The following is a 16,720-nucleotide window of genomic DNA, read 5'->3' as shown; positions in this document are numbered from 1 at the left end:
CCGAAAGGCACGCTTTCCGAGGGGCGTGGCTTGAGCCGCTTCCTTCGCTTTGCTCCGTCCAGGGTCTCAAGACGCACGCTGATCCCTCAGGAGTCGGCCTTTCTCCGTTCCGGTACACTCTGATACTCTAAAAAATATTTACTGATAAGAACAGAAAAAAGCGTAAAGGACTCATTCCCCTTACGTTTTTTCTGTTCTGTCCCAACCTCTTCATCATTATTTCGTTTTAGGTGAATTAACATTTTCATACGCAACGAGCGTTACACCTAATTTATCTTCTAAGCGATTCAGTGCATGCAAATCTTCGGTACTTAATTGTGCAATCGACGTATCTTTTGTCATGTACATAACTTCCTTTCCCTGTTTAAGTATAAGGTGGCTGAATCGTACTAAATTATACATACAATTGATAAGGAGACCACGCTATGTCTGATCCAACTGTATTCGAAAACTTAAAAGTCGCATTTGAAAACCATATATATGATTTGGATAATCTGGAACAAGCAATTCATATTTTACATCGCAAAGATCAACTAGATTTAGCCGTGATGGCAAGAGAATTCACCATTCGTTTTACCAGAGTCGGCTTTCCGTCTGTCATTGTCGATCTTAAATTACACTCATCCCTTAAGGAACTGGCGGATGAAATACTTGAAATCAAAGACATGGATCCGGGCTGTACGCTTACATTACTAGTCCGCACATTTGTTCAAGATGTAGATACAGAATGTGAAGAGATTGCGACTATTCTCCGTACTGTATGGGAAAACGATATTAGTTATACACAAACACTTAGCTTCCGTCATGAACAAACAGAACCTGGGTTCATGAATAGGATAAACATTCAATTTAAACCAAAATTAACTGAAGAACATATGGGGGAAATCAGCGCATTCCTAAAAAGTGTGTTGGACATGATGGAGCAAATTGGAGAATTGTCATAATGAAAGAAAAAACGCTTCCTTTAACGGAGCGTTTTTCAAATACTACTATAATACTGTCTGTGAAAAAGCCCAAATATAGTCTGCACCATCTTCAGATGGACCACTTGGATCACCGAACTCGGTTACGCAACCACATGTAACGCATACTGCGGAATAACCGATCGATAGCACGCCAATTCCTGGATCTTCCACGTTTGAAAAAGAACAATAAGGGATAAATTCATCCTGCTTACAAAAATGACAAATAAGTAGATGTTCTAAAATCGTTATACGGCTTCTTACGCTTTCTAGCTCTTCTACCATTACGAATCCACCTCGATATAGACAATGTTTGGCTCGTCGTGGTGTGATTGCTCTTGGATCAACTGCGTTGTACTACATACTTCACAAGCAAATGATTGCAATGTTAGCTGATTAGGTATGTCTTTAGCTGTTTGCTCCAAATCAATATATACTTCACGGTGAAAAAATGTTGTGCCGCCGCAGAGTGTACAATGAAGCGGCATGCCAATAACTTCTATTTCATATATTCCGCGTCTTCTACCCATCTTTCAACACCTACCTTATTTTTTAAACCGATTACCTGTATTGACATAGAGTAAAGTAAATACGATTACTAATAGGAAAAGTGATAACCCTACAATAAAGTATATATCTTCTTGCAACAGTTCACTCACAGCGAACAATCCGACACAAAAACTCAAAGCGAACATGATTTTCGCCATGAACTTGCATAACGCACGTTCATTCATACGCATCTTTTTTTCGATTGGCATCGTATTATAGCCTGACAGCAAGGACGCTCCTTTACCTTGCCAAAGTGCTATACCATATACAATGAATGCAATCATAATAATCATATCAAGAAGTAGGCCTGTCATAGTGATTCCTCATTTCATGACAAAGAGTGAGTATCCAATAAAAAAATGGAGTCAACTCTTTGACGAGTTAACTCCATTCTAGCTCATTACATAGCAGTCTGCCGAGTCTTTACAGCCATCGATAAAGAGATCGCGGCACATAAGAATGCGATTATAACGATTACGCCACCAACTGCCGGCATATTGGTTACATTGCCTGTTTGACTAAAGACTACCCCGCCAACACCAGATCCAAGCGCAATCCCGACTTGTAGCGCCGAGTTATTGAAACTCTGGTGCACATCGGAAGTTACCGGATCACTTTGGATAATATAGTCTTGCTGAGCAGGTGCTAGAGCCCAGCTTAATCCACCCCAAATCATCATGAAGATAATGAAAAGTGGAATGGAGAATGTCGAATAGGGAAGTACAAATAAACTAATTGCAAAAGCCCCTAATATGATTAAAATGCTTTTCTTTGAGCCAAGACGTGAAGCGAGTCCGCCACCAAATGCTCCGCCTGCTACTGCTGCAAGTCCAAATAGGAAGTAGAATATACTGATCCAATAAGGGCTTAACTTCATCGTAGTCTCTAGGAAGGGGGTGAAATACGCATATACCGTATAATGTCCCGCGAGCATAAACATGGTCGCTAAATGAGCGAAAAATATCTTTTTATTAGCTAAAGCTTTAAGTTGAACGGACAATGGTTGCACTTTCGCGTTAGGTATTTTTTCGAGAAACTTTGCAATCAATACAATAGAACCTACTGTCAAGATCGCAATTCCTAAAAACACTGAACGCCATCCGAATGCGTTCGTTACTACAATCCCAATGGGTACCCCTAGAACAAGCGAAGAGCTGATTCCCATGTATATATAACCAAGCGACTTAGCTCTAATACGCGGCTCAACCATTCGTGCTGTAATCGTTAACGATAGCACAATGACGAGTGCTGCACTTGCAGCTGTCAATACACGAGCAGCCATCATCAAGCCGAATGTCGGACTGAAGTACGTTAGGATGTTTCCAAGTAAAAATACGACCAATGTAATCAAATATAATTTCTTGCGTTCCACTTTCGCGGTCAGTGACAATAATACAGGTCCTGCTACCGCGTACACGAGAGCGAATACTGTAATGAGTTGTCCAGCCGTTGCAATTGAAACATTCAAATCATCAGCAATGACGGGCAAAATCCCGCCGACTACCAATTCTACCAGTCCTACCGTAACGGCGGATACTGCCAATAATAAAACACGTAAATCCAAAACAATTCCTCCTACTAGTGTCCCTACACTATTTTTTGAAATAGAAAAATCCCGATTACAAAAATGATTTTGTAATCAGGATTTGACGGTTCCTGGTAGAGACCCTCGAACCATATTATCGAGGTTATACATGTTGATTCCGTAATGAAATTTTCTATTGTTCAATTTATCATGGAATGTGAAATATGGCAAGTTGGATAGCAAGTTATTTATAAAAAATCTTTAATTTAACACATAGTGTAAAAGTTATATTCATTCTGCTCCATAATCTGGTTCGAATAGTCTCAAGTTGTAAAAGACATCATAATCAAGTATACTTTTCCCGATAAACCTGTGAGGATCAATACAATAATAAAGGATGGATATACATGACATTTGAAGAAATATTGCCACGCTTGAAGGCTGGAGAGAAAGTCATACGCAGTAACTGGGGTGGTGCGGAATTATACGTGAAGCTAGTAGGAGAAAGCGAACAAGATGGTAAAAAGCTAAATCCATATTTCGTGATTGATGTAACGGGTGAAGGCTATACTATGTTCACACCAACAGTTTGCGACTTACTAGCTGAAGACTGGGTCATCGTAGAGTAAATCGGAAGAATCCTAGCTCATGAGAATTCATGAGCTTTTTTATGTGGGAGGCTATTATGAAATTTGCAGAATATGAAAAAAAGACAGTCGTAGTGACAGGTGGCGCGTCTGGTATTGGGTACGCACAGGCGGTGGCGTTTTTAGAAAATGGCGCGAATGTCTTTGCGTTTGATATAAACGAAGGGGATCTTAGGAAATTGCAACAGGAGTATCCGTCACAATTTGCCTATGCGATTGGAAGTGTCAGTGCAAAGGACGAAGTAGCACACGCTGTCAAAGAAGCATGTAACGTGTTTGGTACAATAGATATTTTACTAAACACAGCAGGGGTGCTCGATGGTTTTGCAAAAACTCTAGACACTGATGAAGCGCTTTGGGATACAATCATGGATACGAATGTGAAAGGTACATACTTTATGACGAATGAAGTATTGCCACATATGATCGCTAGAAAGTCAGGTGTCATTGTCAATATGGCATCCATTGCAGGACTTGTGGCAGGCGGTGGCGGTGCAGCTTATACTGCATCCAAACATGCCATTGTCGGTTATACAAAGCAATTGGACATGGATTACTGCCGCGAGGGAATTCGTGCGAACGCAATTGCACCAGGCGCGATCCAGACCCCGATGAACAAGGCGGATTTTGAAGGCGATGGTGAAATGGCGAAGTGGGTAGCGGAAGAAACGCCTGCAGGACGATGGGCGCAGCCGAGTGAGGTTGCAAGCCTGACATTATACGTAGCCAGTTCCGCAGCGGATTATATTCATGGAGCGGTTATTCCGATTGACGGAGGTTGGATTGCAAAATAAAGCTTTTGTATTACAAGGAACTCTGTTATAATACCGTAGCAAGCAAATACTGTTTGCACTACGGCACTTTTGATCGAGCGATAGGCTCTTTCTTCCTTTGGTCGTAGTTATTACTGGAATAGCAACTACGCTATTTCACAAAGGAGAAAATAAAATGAGTATGTCTTTTGTTAAAGATTCACCTAAGAGTAAGAGTACGGTGAATGAACTGACAAAAACAGCGCTCGTCGCAGCTTTGTATGTGGCGGTGACGTTTGTGTTTGCAGTGATTAGTTTTGGCGCAGTCCAACTGCGTTTGTCAGAGATGTTCAACTATCTGGCTTTGTATAATAAAAGGTATGTGATCGGTGTCACACTAGGTGTCATGTTCGCAAACTTTATGTCACCCACTTGGATATTGGATGTGCCGATTGGTTCGATGGCTACGTTAGTCGCATTATTAATATGTCGTGCACTGACAAAGAAAATAAAAAACGATATCGTCAAAATGGTAATCACTGCTATTGTGTTTGCATTGTCCATGTGTGCCATTGCAGCCCAATTGACTATTATGCTTGGTTTCCCGTTCTGGGCTACTTGGCTGACAGCTGGAATTGGCGAGTTGTTATCCATGACAATTGGCGGAATCATTATATACTCGTTGAATAAGAAAATAGATTTGTCCAAATAAAAGAGAGCATATTCGCAGATTTTGTGAATATGCTCTCTTTATATTTTTACACCTTTACATCTGTATCTTTTGGTTTTGGATTCTTGATCAGCAGCGCTAATAGAAGTCCTACAATGGATATACAACCTGATACGAGGAAGGCTGTATTCACACCTTGGATTTGACCTGCAATGGTTCCGTTATCCAGATCAGATGTGATCATGACTGTAACGAGTGCAGCAGTTCCGATGGATCCTGAAATCTGTCGAAATGTATTATTCATTGCCGTACCATGAGAAATTAAATGAGTGGGTAGCTGGTTCAACCCTAGTGTAGTGGATGGCATCATAATCATTGCAATCCCAAACATCCTTACAGCGTTCAATATGGCTAAATATGTGAACGTTGTATCTACTGATAAGTTGGCAAACATGAACGTCGTGACCGTTAAAATGGTGAAGCCAGACAGTAGTAACCATTTGGCTCCATATTTATCGAATATCGTACCGGTCACCGGATTCATGATTCCCATGACAATCGCCCCTGGAAGTAGCATAAGACCTGAGTGGAGAGCATTAAAACCAAGCATAGTCTGCATGAACAACGGCAAAATTACTGTCGATGCAATCATGGAAGCAAATACGATCATACCTAAGCTAGTTGCCAGTGTGAATACGCCATACTTGAACACTTTAAACTCGAGAATGGGTTGTTCCAGTTTCAATTGTCTTAAAATGAACCAAGCGAGTGAAATCGCCCCAACGATTAACGAGATCAAAACGTTCGCATGAAGCCAACCAGTATTCCCTGCAATACTGAAACCGTAGAGCAATCCACCAAAACCGAATGTAGAGAGAACGATCGATAAATAATCCATTTTTGGATTGGTCAGTTTCGTTACATTTTTCAGCAAGAAATAAGCGGCTACAATATTCAACAGAGCAAACGGCAAAACAACATAGAATACGCTGCGCCAAGGGAACTGATCTACGAGATAACCAGATAAGCTCGGTCCGATAGCAGGGGCGAATGCAATAACGAGTCCAAAGTAACCCATTGCTTTTCCGCGTTGCTCAATCGGAAATAGTAAAAACATAATAGTTTGCAAGAGCGGCATCATAATCCCAGCTCCCGCACCTTGGAGAACTCTTCCTACTAACAATATAGAGAAATTTGGAGAAGTCGCTGCGATTAGTGTACCTAAAGCAAATATACTCATCGCTGTCAAAAATAGACGTCGAGTTGTAAACTTTCCGATGAAAAAAGCTGTAATAGGGATCATAATCCCGTTGACCAACATGAAGATCGACTGCAACCACTGCACTGTACTTTCGCTAATCCGAAGATCTATCATAATTGGCGGAAGGGCAGTAGCAAGAAGCGTTTGATTCAGAATTGTGATGAACGCACCTGATAATAGTACGATCATCAAGGGAAGGTTCTTTTTAAAATCGAATTTCTGTGAGTTTACCATGTCCACGCATCACCTCATCATTAATTACAGATCACAAAATAATTCGGAGTTCGTTATATATCTAACATACAGGTTATGTTAATTGTTATTTCGTAAGACCACAATAATCTTGCTTGACTACATCTATTGGCGAAGCTTGGGTGGCACTACGTTTAAAAGAATGTAATTAGGATACTATGACAATGATAAGATCTTTTCTTTAGGAGGAAAGCCAACATGAAAAAAGCTGTATTTCTGGATCGAGATGGCGTGATCAATGAAGTGTTGACAGATCGAGTGAAATTTGTGAATGAACCGAATCAACTTTATTTCTTGCCGGGGGTTGCGGAGGCAATTAAGCAATTGAATCAACTGTTTGATTATATATTTGTTGTAACGAATCAAGGCGGTGTGGGGCTTGGTTACATGAAGGAATCCAAATTGAAATCCATTCATGATCATATGATAGCAGAACTTGCAAAGGAAGGTGCAATAATTGACGAAGTCGTTTATTGTCCGCATAAGCCAAAGTCTGGTTGTGATTGTCGCAAACCTCATAGTAAGCTAATAGAAAATCTTGCAATGAACTATGATGTAGATTTGTCCACTTCTTATATGATAGGCGATACGGATACAGACATTATTGCCGGCAAAAGAGCAGGAACTAAAACGGTTTTCCTTGGTGCAACAGATCCAATAGCAGATGCAGTGTTCCCAGATCTGCTTCATGCTGTTCCTTGGATCATCGATGATATGGTGAAGTGAAAAGTGGGGAATTGCTACGAAATTGAATTCAAAGAAAAAATTCCCCAAGAGATAATTGGCAAAATCCTATGTATGGACAATGGTTGAAGAAATCTTATTAGTGTAAGATACTTTTAAATAAAAATTACATTATGGTCAATATAGTGAAAGAACAGAATTCTTAATAAAGACTTCTGTTCTTTCTCGTACATGAAGATTAGTTAATAAGGGAGACGTAGGAAAACACTTGTTTTAATACTTATCAAAATCCCATAATATCAATAGAAAAAAGTGAACGCTTCTATCGTTTCATGATATAGTATTGAATACATTTAAAATTTAAGAGCATATGTAACGGAGGAAGTTATGTCGGATCTAAAGTTACCACATAAAAGATTTAGGCCCGAGATAGAAGGGGTACGAACGGTTGCAACATTATTAATCGCCATTTATCATATATGGTTTGGTAGGGTATCTGGTGGAATCGATGTGTTCTTCGTTATTTCAGGTTATTTGATGACATTGTCCATCGTCTCGCGAATAGAACGAACCGGATCAGTGAATTTTATCGAATATTTTCTGAACTTAACGAGGAGACTATTACCCCAAGCTACAATAGTTTTGATTTTTACGGGAATATTTGCGGTGATTCTTCTACCTCAGTTTGAATGGGGAGAAATTATTGCGCATATGATGGCTTCCACGTTTTATTATGAAAACTGGCGGTTAGCATTAGATTCTGTTGACTATTTAGCAAAAGATAATTTAGCAAGTCCATTTCAACATTTTTGGTCACTAAGTGTGCAAGGACAATTTTATCTGATCTGGCCTGTTTTACTTGCATCTATTTATTATATCGCCCGAAAGTTTTTGAAAACACCGGTATATAAGACGTTACTTAGTTCGCTGATCATAGTGTTTATATGTTCACTGGCTTTTTCCGTCTATCAAACAAATGTGAACCAGCCTTTTGCATATTTCAATACATTCACGCGGATGTGGGAATTTAGTATTGGCGGGATTTTTGCTTTACTATCGCCGTACTTGTTTTTTACTAAAAGATGGAGTGTTATGTTAGGATGGCTAGGTCTAGCGATTATTGGCCTCACTGGATTTTTGTTTCCAGTCTCCACTGTATTTCCTGGGTATTTGGCATTAATTCCTATTGGTGGGGTATTACTAATATTAATCGCCTCTGAAAGTATTACAATATATGGTGTAAATCGATTTTTATCCACAAAGCCTCTGATCTATCTAGGCAGTCTTACATATGGTGTGTATTTATGGCATTGGCCGTTGCTGATTTACTATCGTTCCTATATGGAAACAGAAACAGTGCCTATCGGAGATGGTATTTTACTATTGATGACAACTTTTGTGCTGTCCATGATTTCTACCAAGTTATTAGAAAAACCTGTTCAAAAAATAGGCCGAAATCAGAAGAATAGGGAACTAGTCGTCGTATTGTCAGCTATGTTAGTACTTGCATGTAGTTCCATATTTTCTATTTCTGCTTATATAGAAAAGGCAACTGCTAGTACTGATATTGTCCAGGAACAGGATTACCCTGGTGCTCAATCCGAAAATTTTGATATGAAAACTGTTTCTTATGTAGACTTGATCCCGTCACCTTCAGAAATCAAAACAGATCTTCCAGAATTTTATAATGATTTGGAATGCCAGTCCGCTAACCTCACAGAAGTCAGGAAATGTTCTTATGGTGTTTTGAAGGACTTTGATTTCACGTTGGCGCTCGTAGGTGGATCTCACTCAGGTCATTGGTTCCCAGCTTTAATAGAATTAGCAGAAGAAATGAATTTTAAAATTGATTTATATAGTCATGATGGTTGTCGATTTACAGACGAAGACCCTAAGGGAAACTTAACGAAAGCTTGTATTCCTTGGAATAGTAACTTGATTGATACGTTACTAGAAGATCCACCTGACTTGGTTTTCACAACATCGACAGTGAATAAGCGTCCAAAAGTACCTCGAGGATTTATTAATCAATGGAAGAGACTAGAAGGCATCACGACCATATTTGCGATACGGGATAATCCTCGTATGCAAGAGATTATTCCTGTCTGCCTAGAACAAGCAGACGATCCGTTGGAGTGTTCAGTACCAAGAGATCAAGCCATTGCAAAGGAAACTCCATGGGAAGTGACAGAAGGTATTCCATCGAATGTGTTTTTCGCAGACCTAACAGACTCTTTTTGTGATGAAACAACTTGTTATCCTGTCATTGGGAATATTATTGTCTATCGTGATGATAACCATATTACCGCAGAGTATGCAAAAACGTTAGCACCTGCATTAAAAGTGCCGTTGCAGCAAGCATTCGACAACTTAGGAAAGAAACCTGCGCAATGATGAGTGATGTGTTTGCCATGAACATCGTATAGTTCATCTAGATACGGGAATGCTATCATATAGAACGAAAACTTCAAAAAGGAGTGTATATGATGGCAAAAAACTATCCGAAACCGAATGATCCTGCTGACAACAAAGTACGATTGAATAAGACAATTAGTAATATGGAAGCGGCAGAAGATGCGATGAAGTTTGCAGAGGGCAAAGAGTTTGAACAAATCAAAAAGAAAAATGAACGTAGAGCAGAAAGTATCGAGGATTTAAAAGAAGAAATTAGTGAAGAAGACAAGTCCCGAATCAATGGGTATTTATAAATAACTTGCTACGATAAAAAGTTGGCCCTCACTTATATAAGTGAGGGTTTTTACTGTCTGTTATGATAGAGGTAAATAAGCAAAAAAGAGGAATCCATTTAGTACGCTGTATAGAATAGAAGTATCTATACTATCTAAGGTTTTTCTATATAAAGGAGAGAATTAAAGTTGAAAAGAATAAAAAAAATTGACGAGTGGCGGGAACTGCTTGAAAAATCGGATGAGCAACCATTTCTGTTGTTTAAATCCAGCATGACTTCTGTCAGCAGTTTGGCTGCTAAAAAAGAATTGGATGGACTCCGCACGGAATTACCTATTTATATCGTCATTACACAAGTAAGTAAAAAGCTTTCGGTAGCCATTGAATCAGATTTAGGTGTGCCGCACGAAGTTCCACAATTATTAATAGTAAAAGACAAACGAGCTATATGGCAAGCTACTCACTATCAAATCAAAGAACAGATTTTACTAGATGCGATAAAAGAATACGTCTGAGATGCGTAAGGATTTCGAATTATTCTTTCTTAAGGCATATGGAAAGGTGCATGTGTTGCTCCCCACTGAAGTAGAATAGTAGCGTGCATATAGAGTCCAAAACCCACACCAATTGAGAAATAGATCACTGCTGCTATTAATGTACATAAGTAAAACATTCAGACAAATGGAGTTGTAACAACTACTCATAGAAAATAGTAAAGTAGCAAAAGGAGTTCTTGTAATGGAAAGTGTATTTCCGAAAATCTATGACATGGCTATGAAGCCTCTAGAAGCAACCCGATTTAAAAAAGTTCGAACGGAATTAATCCGTAATGCACAAGGGAATGTACTGGAGATCGGTTCAGGTACTGGTATCAATTTTCCATATTATCAGCAGGCAAAACATGTAACAGCGGTTGAACCGAATCCACAGATGAGTCGCAGAGCTATGAGAAGAGGACGAAATGCGCATGTTCCTATTACATTATATGAGGCAAATGCAGAATCACTACCATTTGCCGATCATACATTTGACACAGTCATCTCAACTTTAGTATTTTGTACAATACCCAATCCACTACTTGCATTAAAAGAAATCCAGCGTGTTAGTAAGCCGGGTGCTACCATTTTATTTTTTGAACATGTCAAAATGAAGCAACCTAATCTTGCGAAAGCACAAGATTTATTAAACCCATTATGGGAGAAGGTATGCGATGGCTGTCAATTAAATCGAGATACACTTTCCATGATTGTGGATTCAGGTATATACGTAGAAGATATGGAATCACTCTATGAAGGCCTGTTTTTGTCTATTAAATGTAAAAAAATATAAGTAGGAACTTCCGGGATGATTTGTACGTACACGCCTTAATCAATTGACCTCAGACGCTAAGAGATTTGGTGTCAAATTAACAGCATGCAGTACATGTAATTCATTTAATTTCCTAACTAATTTTTATCCATGTTAAACGGAAGGAGTTAGAGAATGAAAAAACTAGTTATACTTGCTATAGCAACCGTTTTCCTACTCGCGGCATGCGGAAAAAATAAAGTCGATGATTCTGCTACCAAAGAGTATATTAAGAAATCAAAAGAAACGATCACATTATTCAATGAAGAGAAGTTTGATGAAATGCGATCAATGTTTGATGCAACGATGAAAGATGCTTTATCAGTAGAGCAATTACAAGAAGTATCGGATATTGTAAAGGAATCTGGTGAATTCATCAGCTTTGAAAAAGAGTCTATCGCTAAAAAAGAGCAATACTTTGTTGCGACTATTGCAGCGAAATACAAAGAAGACAATAGAGTGTACACCATAACATTGGATGAACAGCAACGAGTCGCAGGTTTTTTCGTGAAATAATGAAACCAATTGAAACTCTAACGGAAGTCATTCACTTCTTGTTAGGGTTTTTTATAATTTTCGCTTACGCCTTATTTAAAATCTCTCTAGACTTAAATCTCTACTTACACTTGCTAAAGAAAAGAATAGTAGTTATTATAGTATTCAAAACATACCGACCAGTTAGTATAAAAAGCGAAGGGGAGTAAAAATATGAATTCATATGATGTGAAACGGATTACAGTAATTGGCGCAGGGCAGATGGGACACCAGATTGCCATGCTATGTGCGCTAGGTGGATACCAAACCACTTTGCAGGATATTAATCAGGAAGCTCTGCAACAGGCAAAGAATAACTTGGAGCGTCTAATGAGTGATTGGGTAAGAAAAGGGAAGATTAACGAGCCGGCTGTAGAGAAAGCTTTTTCATTACTTACTTTTACAGATCAGTTAGAAGAAGCAGCAAAAGATGCAGATCTTGTAATCGAGGCGATCGTTGAAGTCCTTGAAGCGAAGCAGGAGCTGTTTAAAAAATTGGATGAAATTACACCACCTCATGCTATATTGGCGACGAACAGCTCAACTATTATGAATTCATTGATTGCCGAAGTGACGGACAGACCGGATAAAGTGTGTAATATGCATTTCTTCTTCCCACCACTTGTAATGGATAGCCTTGAAGTAGTCATGAGTGAAAAAACTTCTGAAGAGACAAAAGATATCGCCATGGCAGTTTCAAAACAAATTGGGCGTACGGCAGTCCTACTGAGGAAAGAGATTTCTGGATTTGTTGCGAATCGTATACTTGGTGCAATTCATCGCGAAGCAACGTACTTATACGAAGAAGGAATTGCTGACTTCAAAGATATTGATCTCATTATAAGAAAATCCCTTGGTCATAAACTCGGACCATTCCAATTAATCGATATGTCAGGAGCAGACGTCGTGTATTCGGCCATGCAGCATCAATATCAGCAAAGTGGAGATGAAAGAGATAAGCCGCCTGCATGCATTAAAGAAAAAGTAGATAAAGGGGAATTAGGAAGGAAAACGAAAATAGGGTTTTATGATTACCGTGAAGTACCGGTGAAGTAACACGGAAAGTCGTTTGGTATTTTAAATAAATAGTATAAACCACGACATGTATGCTATCTACGTGTCGTTTTTGTGTTTAATCTAATTTGGGGTTCAAAAAAGGTTAGTATATACTGAAAGAAAATGGGACTAAGATAGTCTGATTTGAAGTAGTCGCAGCTTATTAATTATTGGCAATAGAAAATGGAGGCTAAATCATGAAGAAATTAGTATGGTTGATCGCAACCGTTTTATTACTGGCGGCTTGCGGATCGACAGATAAAGCATTTGAAACAGTGGATTTAAAAGATATTGAAGCCTTACAAAAGAAAGGCGCGTTAGTGATGGATGTGCGCGAAGTAGATGAATACAACGAAGGTCATATGGTGAGTGCAATCAATATGCCATTATCGCAATTACAAAACGGTGAAAGAGCCGGCTTGGATAAAGATCAGAAGTATGTAATCGTTTGTCGTAGTGGAAGTCGTTCGCGAACAGCAAGTGGAATTTTGTTTGAAGAAGGATACGACGTGATCAATGTTTCTGAAGGTATGTCTACTTGGCTAGGTCCGGTGGAATAATGAAAGAACAGGCGACGGGATAATTACCGTCGCTTTTTGTAAATGCTTATTTCGTTGGTGGACCTATAAATTGCGAAGGGGAAATAGCTTTTACATTGGCAGCCCATTGTTGTTCATCTAACCCATAGGAGTAAGCGAAAACGTCCGCTGGTGTAGCGGTTAGAATATCGGAACCTAAGACGACCTCGGGAATATTCACATTAAATATACCTTGCAGATGTGTATCATCGGTATGTGCGATTTGGTAGTGCCACCATCCTTGTGGAATGTTAACGACTTGACCCGCCACAATCTTATAATGTTGAAAGATTTTCGTGTCAAGATTCATCATAGAAATAGTAGCCGAGCCTGAAACACAATAGGTCAGTTCGGAAGCATTTGGATGATAATGGGGTTCAATAATATGATCTTTACTAAGGAAGATATCCAACATCGACAAATGATCTAATGTGTTTAATTGCTTACTGCTCAAAATATTAATAAAGTTCTTATCATTTTTCTTGAAAAAGGGACTAGTATTCACATTCGCTGCGTACTGAGAATTATTTGAAATCATTTTCATACGACCTTTCCTGTGTGCTGTTATATAGTATGTACGTAGGAAAGTAACGTGATTTTAATTGTATAATTGTTTCCAAGTGTGATAAGGGTCAATAAAGGGTAGTTGATTATAGAATGGGTGAACAGAATGAGCAAGAATAGTTGGAGGAGATAGAGTATGGTCAAAGAATATGATTTGCTTGTAATTGGAACAGGTAGTGCAGGTTCCATCACAGCAACAAAATGTAAGAAAGAAGGCTGGAGCGTGGCAATTATCGATGACCGGCCATTTGGCGGTACCTGTTCTCAGCGAGGTTGTGATCCGAAGAAAGTATTGGTGGGAGCTGCTGAACTAATTGATTGGAATAAACGTATGCAAGGAAAAGGGATTGAAGAAGATAGCAAAATCAATTGGACTGAATTAATGGAATTCAAACGAACATTTACTCAGTCGATACCTGAGGACACGGAAGAAAAATTCGAGAAATTAGGAATTGATATCTATCACGGCAAGGCACACTTCCAAAGTGAAACAGAATTGAAGGTTTGTTCAGATGTATTAAAAGGGAAGCATATCTTAATTGCCACGGGTGCAAAACCTATTGAGATGAATATCGAAGGTGAAGAATATTTGACGATGAGCGATGAGTTCATGGAACTGGAAGCTCTACCAAAAAAGATCGTCTTTATTGGGGGAGGATTTATTTCATTCGAATTTGCGCATCTTGCTGCAAGGGCAGGCTCAGAAGTGCATATTTTGCATAGAAGTGAAAGCGCTTTGAAGCATTTTGATCAAGATTTAGTAAAAATGCTCATTAAACGTACTGAAGAAATTGGCGTTCATGTGCATTTGAACACACCGGTAACTGGAATAGAGAAATGCAGCAATTCATTTGTGGTTAAAGGAGAACAAGATGATCGCCAAGTAGAATGGAAAGCAGATCTTGTTGTACATGGGGCAGGACGCGCACCGGCATTAGATATTGATTTGGAAAAAGGAAATGTAAAGCGCGATAAACAAGGCGTGTGTATCAATGAATTCATGCAAAGCATTAGTAATACACGTGTATATGCGGCTGGAGATGTCGCTTCAAGTGATGCGCCTCCATTAACACCCGTCGCAACAACTGAATCACATGTTGTCGCTTCGAATTTGCTAAAGGGAAATAACAAAACGGCCAATTATCCCGTTATTCCATCTGTTGTCTACACCGTTCCTAAATTATCATCTGTTGGAATGAGCGAACAAGAAGCAATAGACTCGGGTTTAAAAATATATGTAAAATCACAAAATATGACCGAGTGGTTCACATATAAACGGACAAATGAACGCGCGGCAGCATTTAAAGTAATTATCGATCAAGAGAAAGACGTCGTACTCGGTGCTCATTTCTTAGGTGGAGGAGCCGATGAACTAATTAATCTTTTTGCATTAGCCATTCGTTTCCAAATTCCTATTTCAGAATTAAAGCAAATGCCATTTGCGTATCCAACTACAGCATCTGATATTTCCTATATGTTGTAAATAAATCCAAACAACTCTCTATCTTGCAAGTGGATAGGGAGTTTTTAGTTGATGGTAACTATACAGGACCTTGTAACGCACGATGAAATTGACTCTTTAAACCTCCTCACGTTATCCTGTACAATGATGCACGTATATAATTACTAATTTATGAATTATATCTAAGACAGGAGGAAAAGAGACGATGATCAAGCGAGCATTAACTATCGCTGGTTCCGCTGCACGTGGAGGGGCAGGAATCCAAGCTGATTTGAAAACATTCCAGGAATTTGATGTGTTTGGTACAACAGCGGTCACGGCAATTGTTGCCAGAAATCCACGTACTGGACAAGGTATATTCCCACAATCTTGGGAAGCGATTGAAGCTCAATTAGTGACGATAGAAGAAGATATTGGTATAGATGCAATGAAGACTGGCATGTTGTTTACGAAAGAAATTATTGTCAATGTAACGAAGTGGATTCAGCAGTCCGACATTCAAAATATAGTAGTAGATCCCGTAATGATTGGTAAGATGGGCTCTGCGTTGTTGAAAGACGATGCAATGGAAGCTATGCAGAAGCAATTGATTCCTCTAGCCACGGTAATTACGCCAAATATGCCTGAAGCATCTTACTTATTGGGTGGTATGGAATTGGGATCTGTAGCTGATTTAAAAGAAGCTGCACGTCGTTTGTTTACATTTGGACCGAAGTTCGTATTAGTGAAAGGTGGAAGGCTGGAAGGACCCGCAGTGGATGTGCTGTATGACGGAGAACAGTTCTATGTACTTGAAGCTCCAAGAATTGACACGCTGAATACCAATGGTGCCGGTTGCAGTTACTCTGCTGCGATCGCGGCAGGCTTGGCAAAGGGACAAACGGTACCAGATGCCGTGATTGAAGCGAAAAAGTTCATCACAGCAGGCATTCGCCATTCCTTGACTTTCAAGCAAGGCGTAGGGCCAACCTATCACGCGGCATATGGTAAATATGACGAGACGAGTTGTAAAGTAACTATTGAGCAGGCTTGAATTCAAGAACAAGCATCAATAGAGGCTGGGACATAACTATCTCACCTCGTTTCCCTGCACTCCGAAAGGCACGCTTTCCGAGGGGCGTGGCTTGAGCCAAGCGAACAACGAAGGGTTCGCTTTGCCGTATTTCTGTGTACTTTGCAGAAATTAAGG

General features: G+C 39.4%; 21 protein-coding genes and 1 riboswitch. Of the genes, 14 read left to right on the top strand and 7 right to left on the bottom strand.

What is annotated here, in order from left to right; all coding sequences use genetic code 11:
* Positions 1-216: 216 nt before the first annotated feature.
* Entirely contained in the window at positions 217-342 is a 126-nt protein-coding gene (locus CSV80_RS18090; RefSeq protein WP_255407670.1) for a hypothetical protein, read from the bottom strand.
* Positions 343-425: 83 nt separating this feature from the next.
* Between CSV80_RS18090 and CSV80_RS17080 the strand changes: the two genes are divergently transcribed.
* Entirely contained in the window at positions 426-944 is a 519-nt protein-coding gene (locus CSV80_RS17080) for a hypothetical protein (RefSeq protein WP_099671831.1), read from the top strand.
* Between the two features lie 45 nt (positions 945-989).
* Here the strand turns inward: CSV80_RS17080 and CSV80_RS17075 are convergent, their stop codons facing one another.
* From CSV80_RS17075 to CSV80_RS17060, 4 genes are all read right to left on the bottom strand, one after another.
* The gene (locus CSV80_RS17075; protein WP_099671830.1) at positions 990-1,247 is read right to left on the bottom strand and encodes a hypothetical protein; all 258 of its coding nucleotides are present in this window, start codon (positions 1,245-1,247) and stop codon (positions 990-992) included.
* Positions 1,247-1,492: a hypothetical protein gene (locus CSV80_RS17070; protein WP_099671829.1), complete on the bottom strand. Its 246-nt coding sequence runs from the start codon at positions 1,490-1,492 to the stop codon at positions 1,247-1,249. Before CSV80_RS17070 ends, CSV80_RS17075 begins: the two co-directional genes overlap by 1 nt.
* Before the next feature lie 15 nt (positions 1,493-1,507).
* Positions 1,508-1,825, bottom strand: coding sequence for a DUF3784 domain-containing protein (locus tag CSV80_RS17065; protein WP_099671828.1), 318 nt, complete (start codon positions 1,823-1,825; stop codon positions 1,508-1,510).
* A gap of 86 nt (positions 1,826-1,911) precedes the next feature.
* Entirely contained in the window at positions 1,912-3,075 is a 1,164-nt protein-coding gene (locus CSV80_RS17060; protein ID WP_099671827.1) for an MFS transporter, read from the bottom strand.
* Between the two features lie 52 nt (positions 3,076-3,127).
* Positions 3,128-3,227: riboswitch (purine riboswitch) on the bottom strand.
* Between the two features lie 216 nt (positions 3,228-3,443).
* On the opposite strand from CSV80_RS17060, the gene CSV80_RS17055 reads away from it, so the two are divergent.
* The 3 genes from CSV80_RS17055 to CSV80_RS17045 all read left to right on the top strand — a co-directional run bounded on the left by CSV80_RS17055 (position 3,444) and on the right by CSV80_RS17045 (position 5,147).
* Positions 3,444-3,665 carry a DUF2829 domain-containing protein gene (locus CSV80_RS17055; protein WP_029052786.1) on the top strand — a complete coding sequence of 74 codons (222 nt, stop codon included), beginning with the start codon at positions 3,444-3,446 and terminating at the stop codon, positions 3,663-3,665.
* Between the two features lie 56 nt (positions 3,666-3,721).
* Entirely contained in the window at positions 3,722-4,477 is a 756-nt protein-coding gene (locus CSV80_RS17050) for a 3-oxoacyl-ACP reductase (RefSeq protein ID WP_099671826.1), read from the top strand.
* A gap of 154 nt (positions 4,478-4,631) precedes the next feature.
* Positions 4,632-5,147, top strand: coding sequence for a QueT transporter family protein (locus CSV80_RS17045; protein ID WP_099671825.1), 516 nt, complete (start codon positions 4,632-4,634; stop codon positions 5,145-5,147).
* A 46-nt stretch (positions 5,148-5,193) separates the two neighbouring features.
* On the opposite strand, the gene CSV80_RS17040 is transcribed toward CSV80_RS17045, so the two are convergent.
* Positions 5,194-6,600, bottom strand: coding sequence for an MDR family MFS transporter (locus CSV80_RS17040; RefSeq protein ID WP_099671824.1), 1,407 nt, complete (start codon positions 6,598-6,600; stop codon positions 5,194-5,196).
* Positions 6,601-6,816: 216 nt separating this feature from the next.
* Between CSV80_RS17040 and CSV80_RS17035 the strand changes: the two genes are divergently transcribed.
* From CSV80_RS17035 to CSV80_RS17000, 8 genes are all read left to right on the top strand, one after another.
* Complete coding sequence (locus CSV80_RS17035) at positions 6,817-7,344, top strand: D-glycero-alpha-D-manno-heptose-1,7-bisphosphate 7-phosphatase (RefSeq protein ID WP_099671823.1); 528 nt, start codon at positions 6,817-6,819, stop codon at positions 7,342-7,344.
* Positions 7,345-7,689: 345 nt separating this feature from the next.
* On the top strand, positions 7,690-9,696 hold the full coding sequence (locus CSV80_RS17030) for an acyltransferase family protein (RefSeq protein ID WP_099671822.1): 2,007 nt from the start codon (positions 7,690-7,692) through the stop codon (positions 9,694-9,696).
* A 92-nt stretch (positions 9,697-9,788) separates the two neighbouring features.
* Entirely contained in the window at positions 9,789-10,010 is a 222-nt protein-coding gene (locus CSV80_RS17025) for a small, acid-soluble spore protein tlp (RefSeq protein ID WP_099671821.1), read from the top strand.
* Positions 10,011-10,178: 168 nt separating this feature from the next.
* Positions 10,179-10,505: a monothiol bacilliredoxin BrxC family protein gene (locus CSV80_RS17020; protein ID WP_099671820.1), complete on the top strand. Its 327-nt coding sequence runs from the start codon at positions 10,179-10,181 to the stop codon at positions 10,503-10,505.
* A gap of 223 nt (positions 10,506-10,728) precedes the next feature.
* Positions 10,729-11,319 carry a class I SAM-dependent methyltransferase gene (locus CSV80_RS17015; RefSeq protein ID WP_099671819.1) on the top strand — a complete coding sequence of 197 codons (591 nt, stop codon included), beginning with the start codon at positions 10,729-10,731 and terminating at the stop codon, positions 11,317-11,319.
* A 153-nt stretch (positions 11,320-11,472) separates the two neighbouring features.
* Positions 11,473-11,853 carry a DUF3887 domain-containing protein gene (locus CSV80_RS17010; RefSeq protein ID WP_099671818.1) on the top strand — a complete coding sequence of 127 codons (381 nt, stop codon included), beginning with the start codon at positions 11,473-11,475 and terminating at the stop codon, positions 11,851-11,853.
* A 192-nt stretch (positions 11,854-12,045) separates the two neighbouring features.
* The gene (locus CSV80_RS17005; protein WP_099671817.1) at positions 12,046-12,927 is read left to right on the top strand and encodes a 3-hydroxyacyl-CoA dehydrogenase family protein; all 882 of its coding nucleotides are present in this window, start codon (positions 12,046-12,048) and stop codon (positions 12,925-12,927) included.
* Positions 12,928-13,124: 197 nt separating this feature from the next.
* Positions 13,125-13,487 (top strand): rhodanese-like domain-containing protein, encoded by a 363-nt coding sequence (locus CSV80_RS17000; RefSeq protein WP_099671816.1) that lies wholly within the window; start codon positions 13,125-13,127, stop codon positions 13,485-13,487.
* A gap of 46 nt (positions 13,488-13,533) precedes the next feature.
* On the opposite strand, the gene CSV80_RS16995 is transcribed toward CSV80_RS17000, so the two are convergent.
* Positions 13,534-14,049: a cupin domain-containing protein gene (locus CSV80_RS16995; protein WP_099671815.1), complete on the bottom strand. Its 516-nt coding sequence runs from the start codon at positions 14,047-14,049 to the stop codon at positions 13,534-13,536.
* Between the two features lie 156 nt (positions 14,050-14,205).
* On the opposite strand from CSV80_RS16995, the gene CSV80_RS16990 reads away from it, so the two are divergent.
* Together CSV80_RS16990 and thiD are read left to right on the top strand one after the other, a co-directional pair.
* On the top strand, positions 14,206-15,552 hold the full coding sequence (locus CSV80_RS16990; RefSeq protein WP_099671814.1) for a dihydrolipoyl dehydrogenase family protein: 1,347 nt from the start codon (positions 14,206-14,208) through the stop codon (positions 15,550-15,552).
* Between the two features lie 184 nt (positions 15,553-15,736).
* Positions 15,737-16,564 (top strand): bifunctional hydroxymethylpyrimidine kinase/phosphomethylpyrimidine kinase, encoded by an 828-nt coding sequence (thiD, locus tag CSV80_RS16985; protein ID WP_099671813.1) that lies wholly within the window; start codon positions 15,737-15,739, stop codon positions 16,562-16,564.
* Positions 16,565-16,720: the final 156 nt, after the last annotated feature.

Origin of the sequence: Sporosarcina sp. P12(2017) (assembly GCF_002743035.1) — a bacterium.
GTDB lineage: Bacteria > Bacillota > Bacilli > Bacillales_A > Planococcaceae > Sporosarcina > Sporosarcina ureae.
The sequence above is the reverse complement of the archived record's forward strand: the minus strand, read 5'-3'. Positions and strand labels throughout refer to the sequence as shown.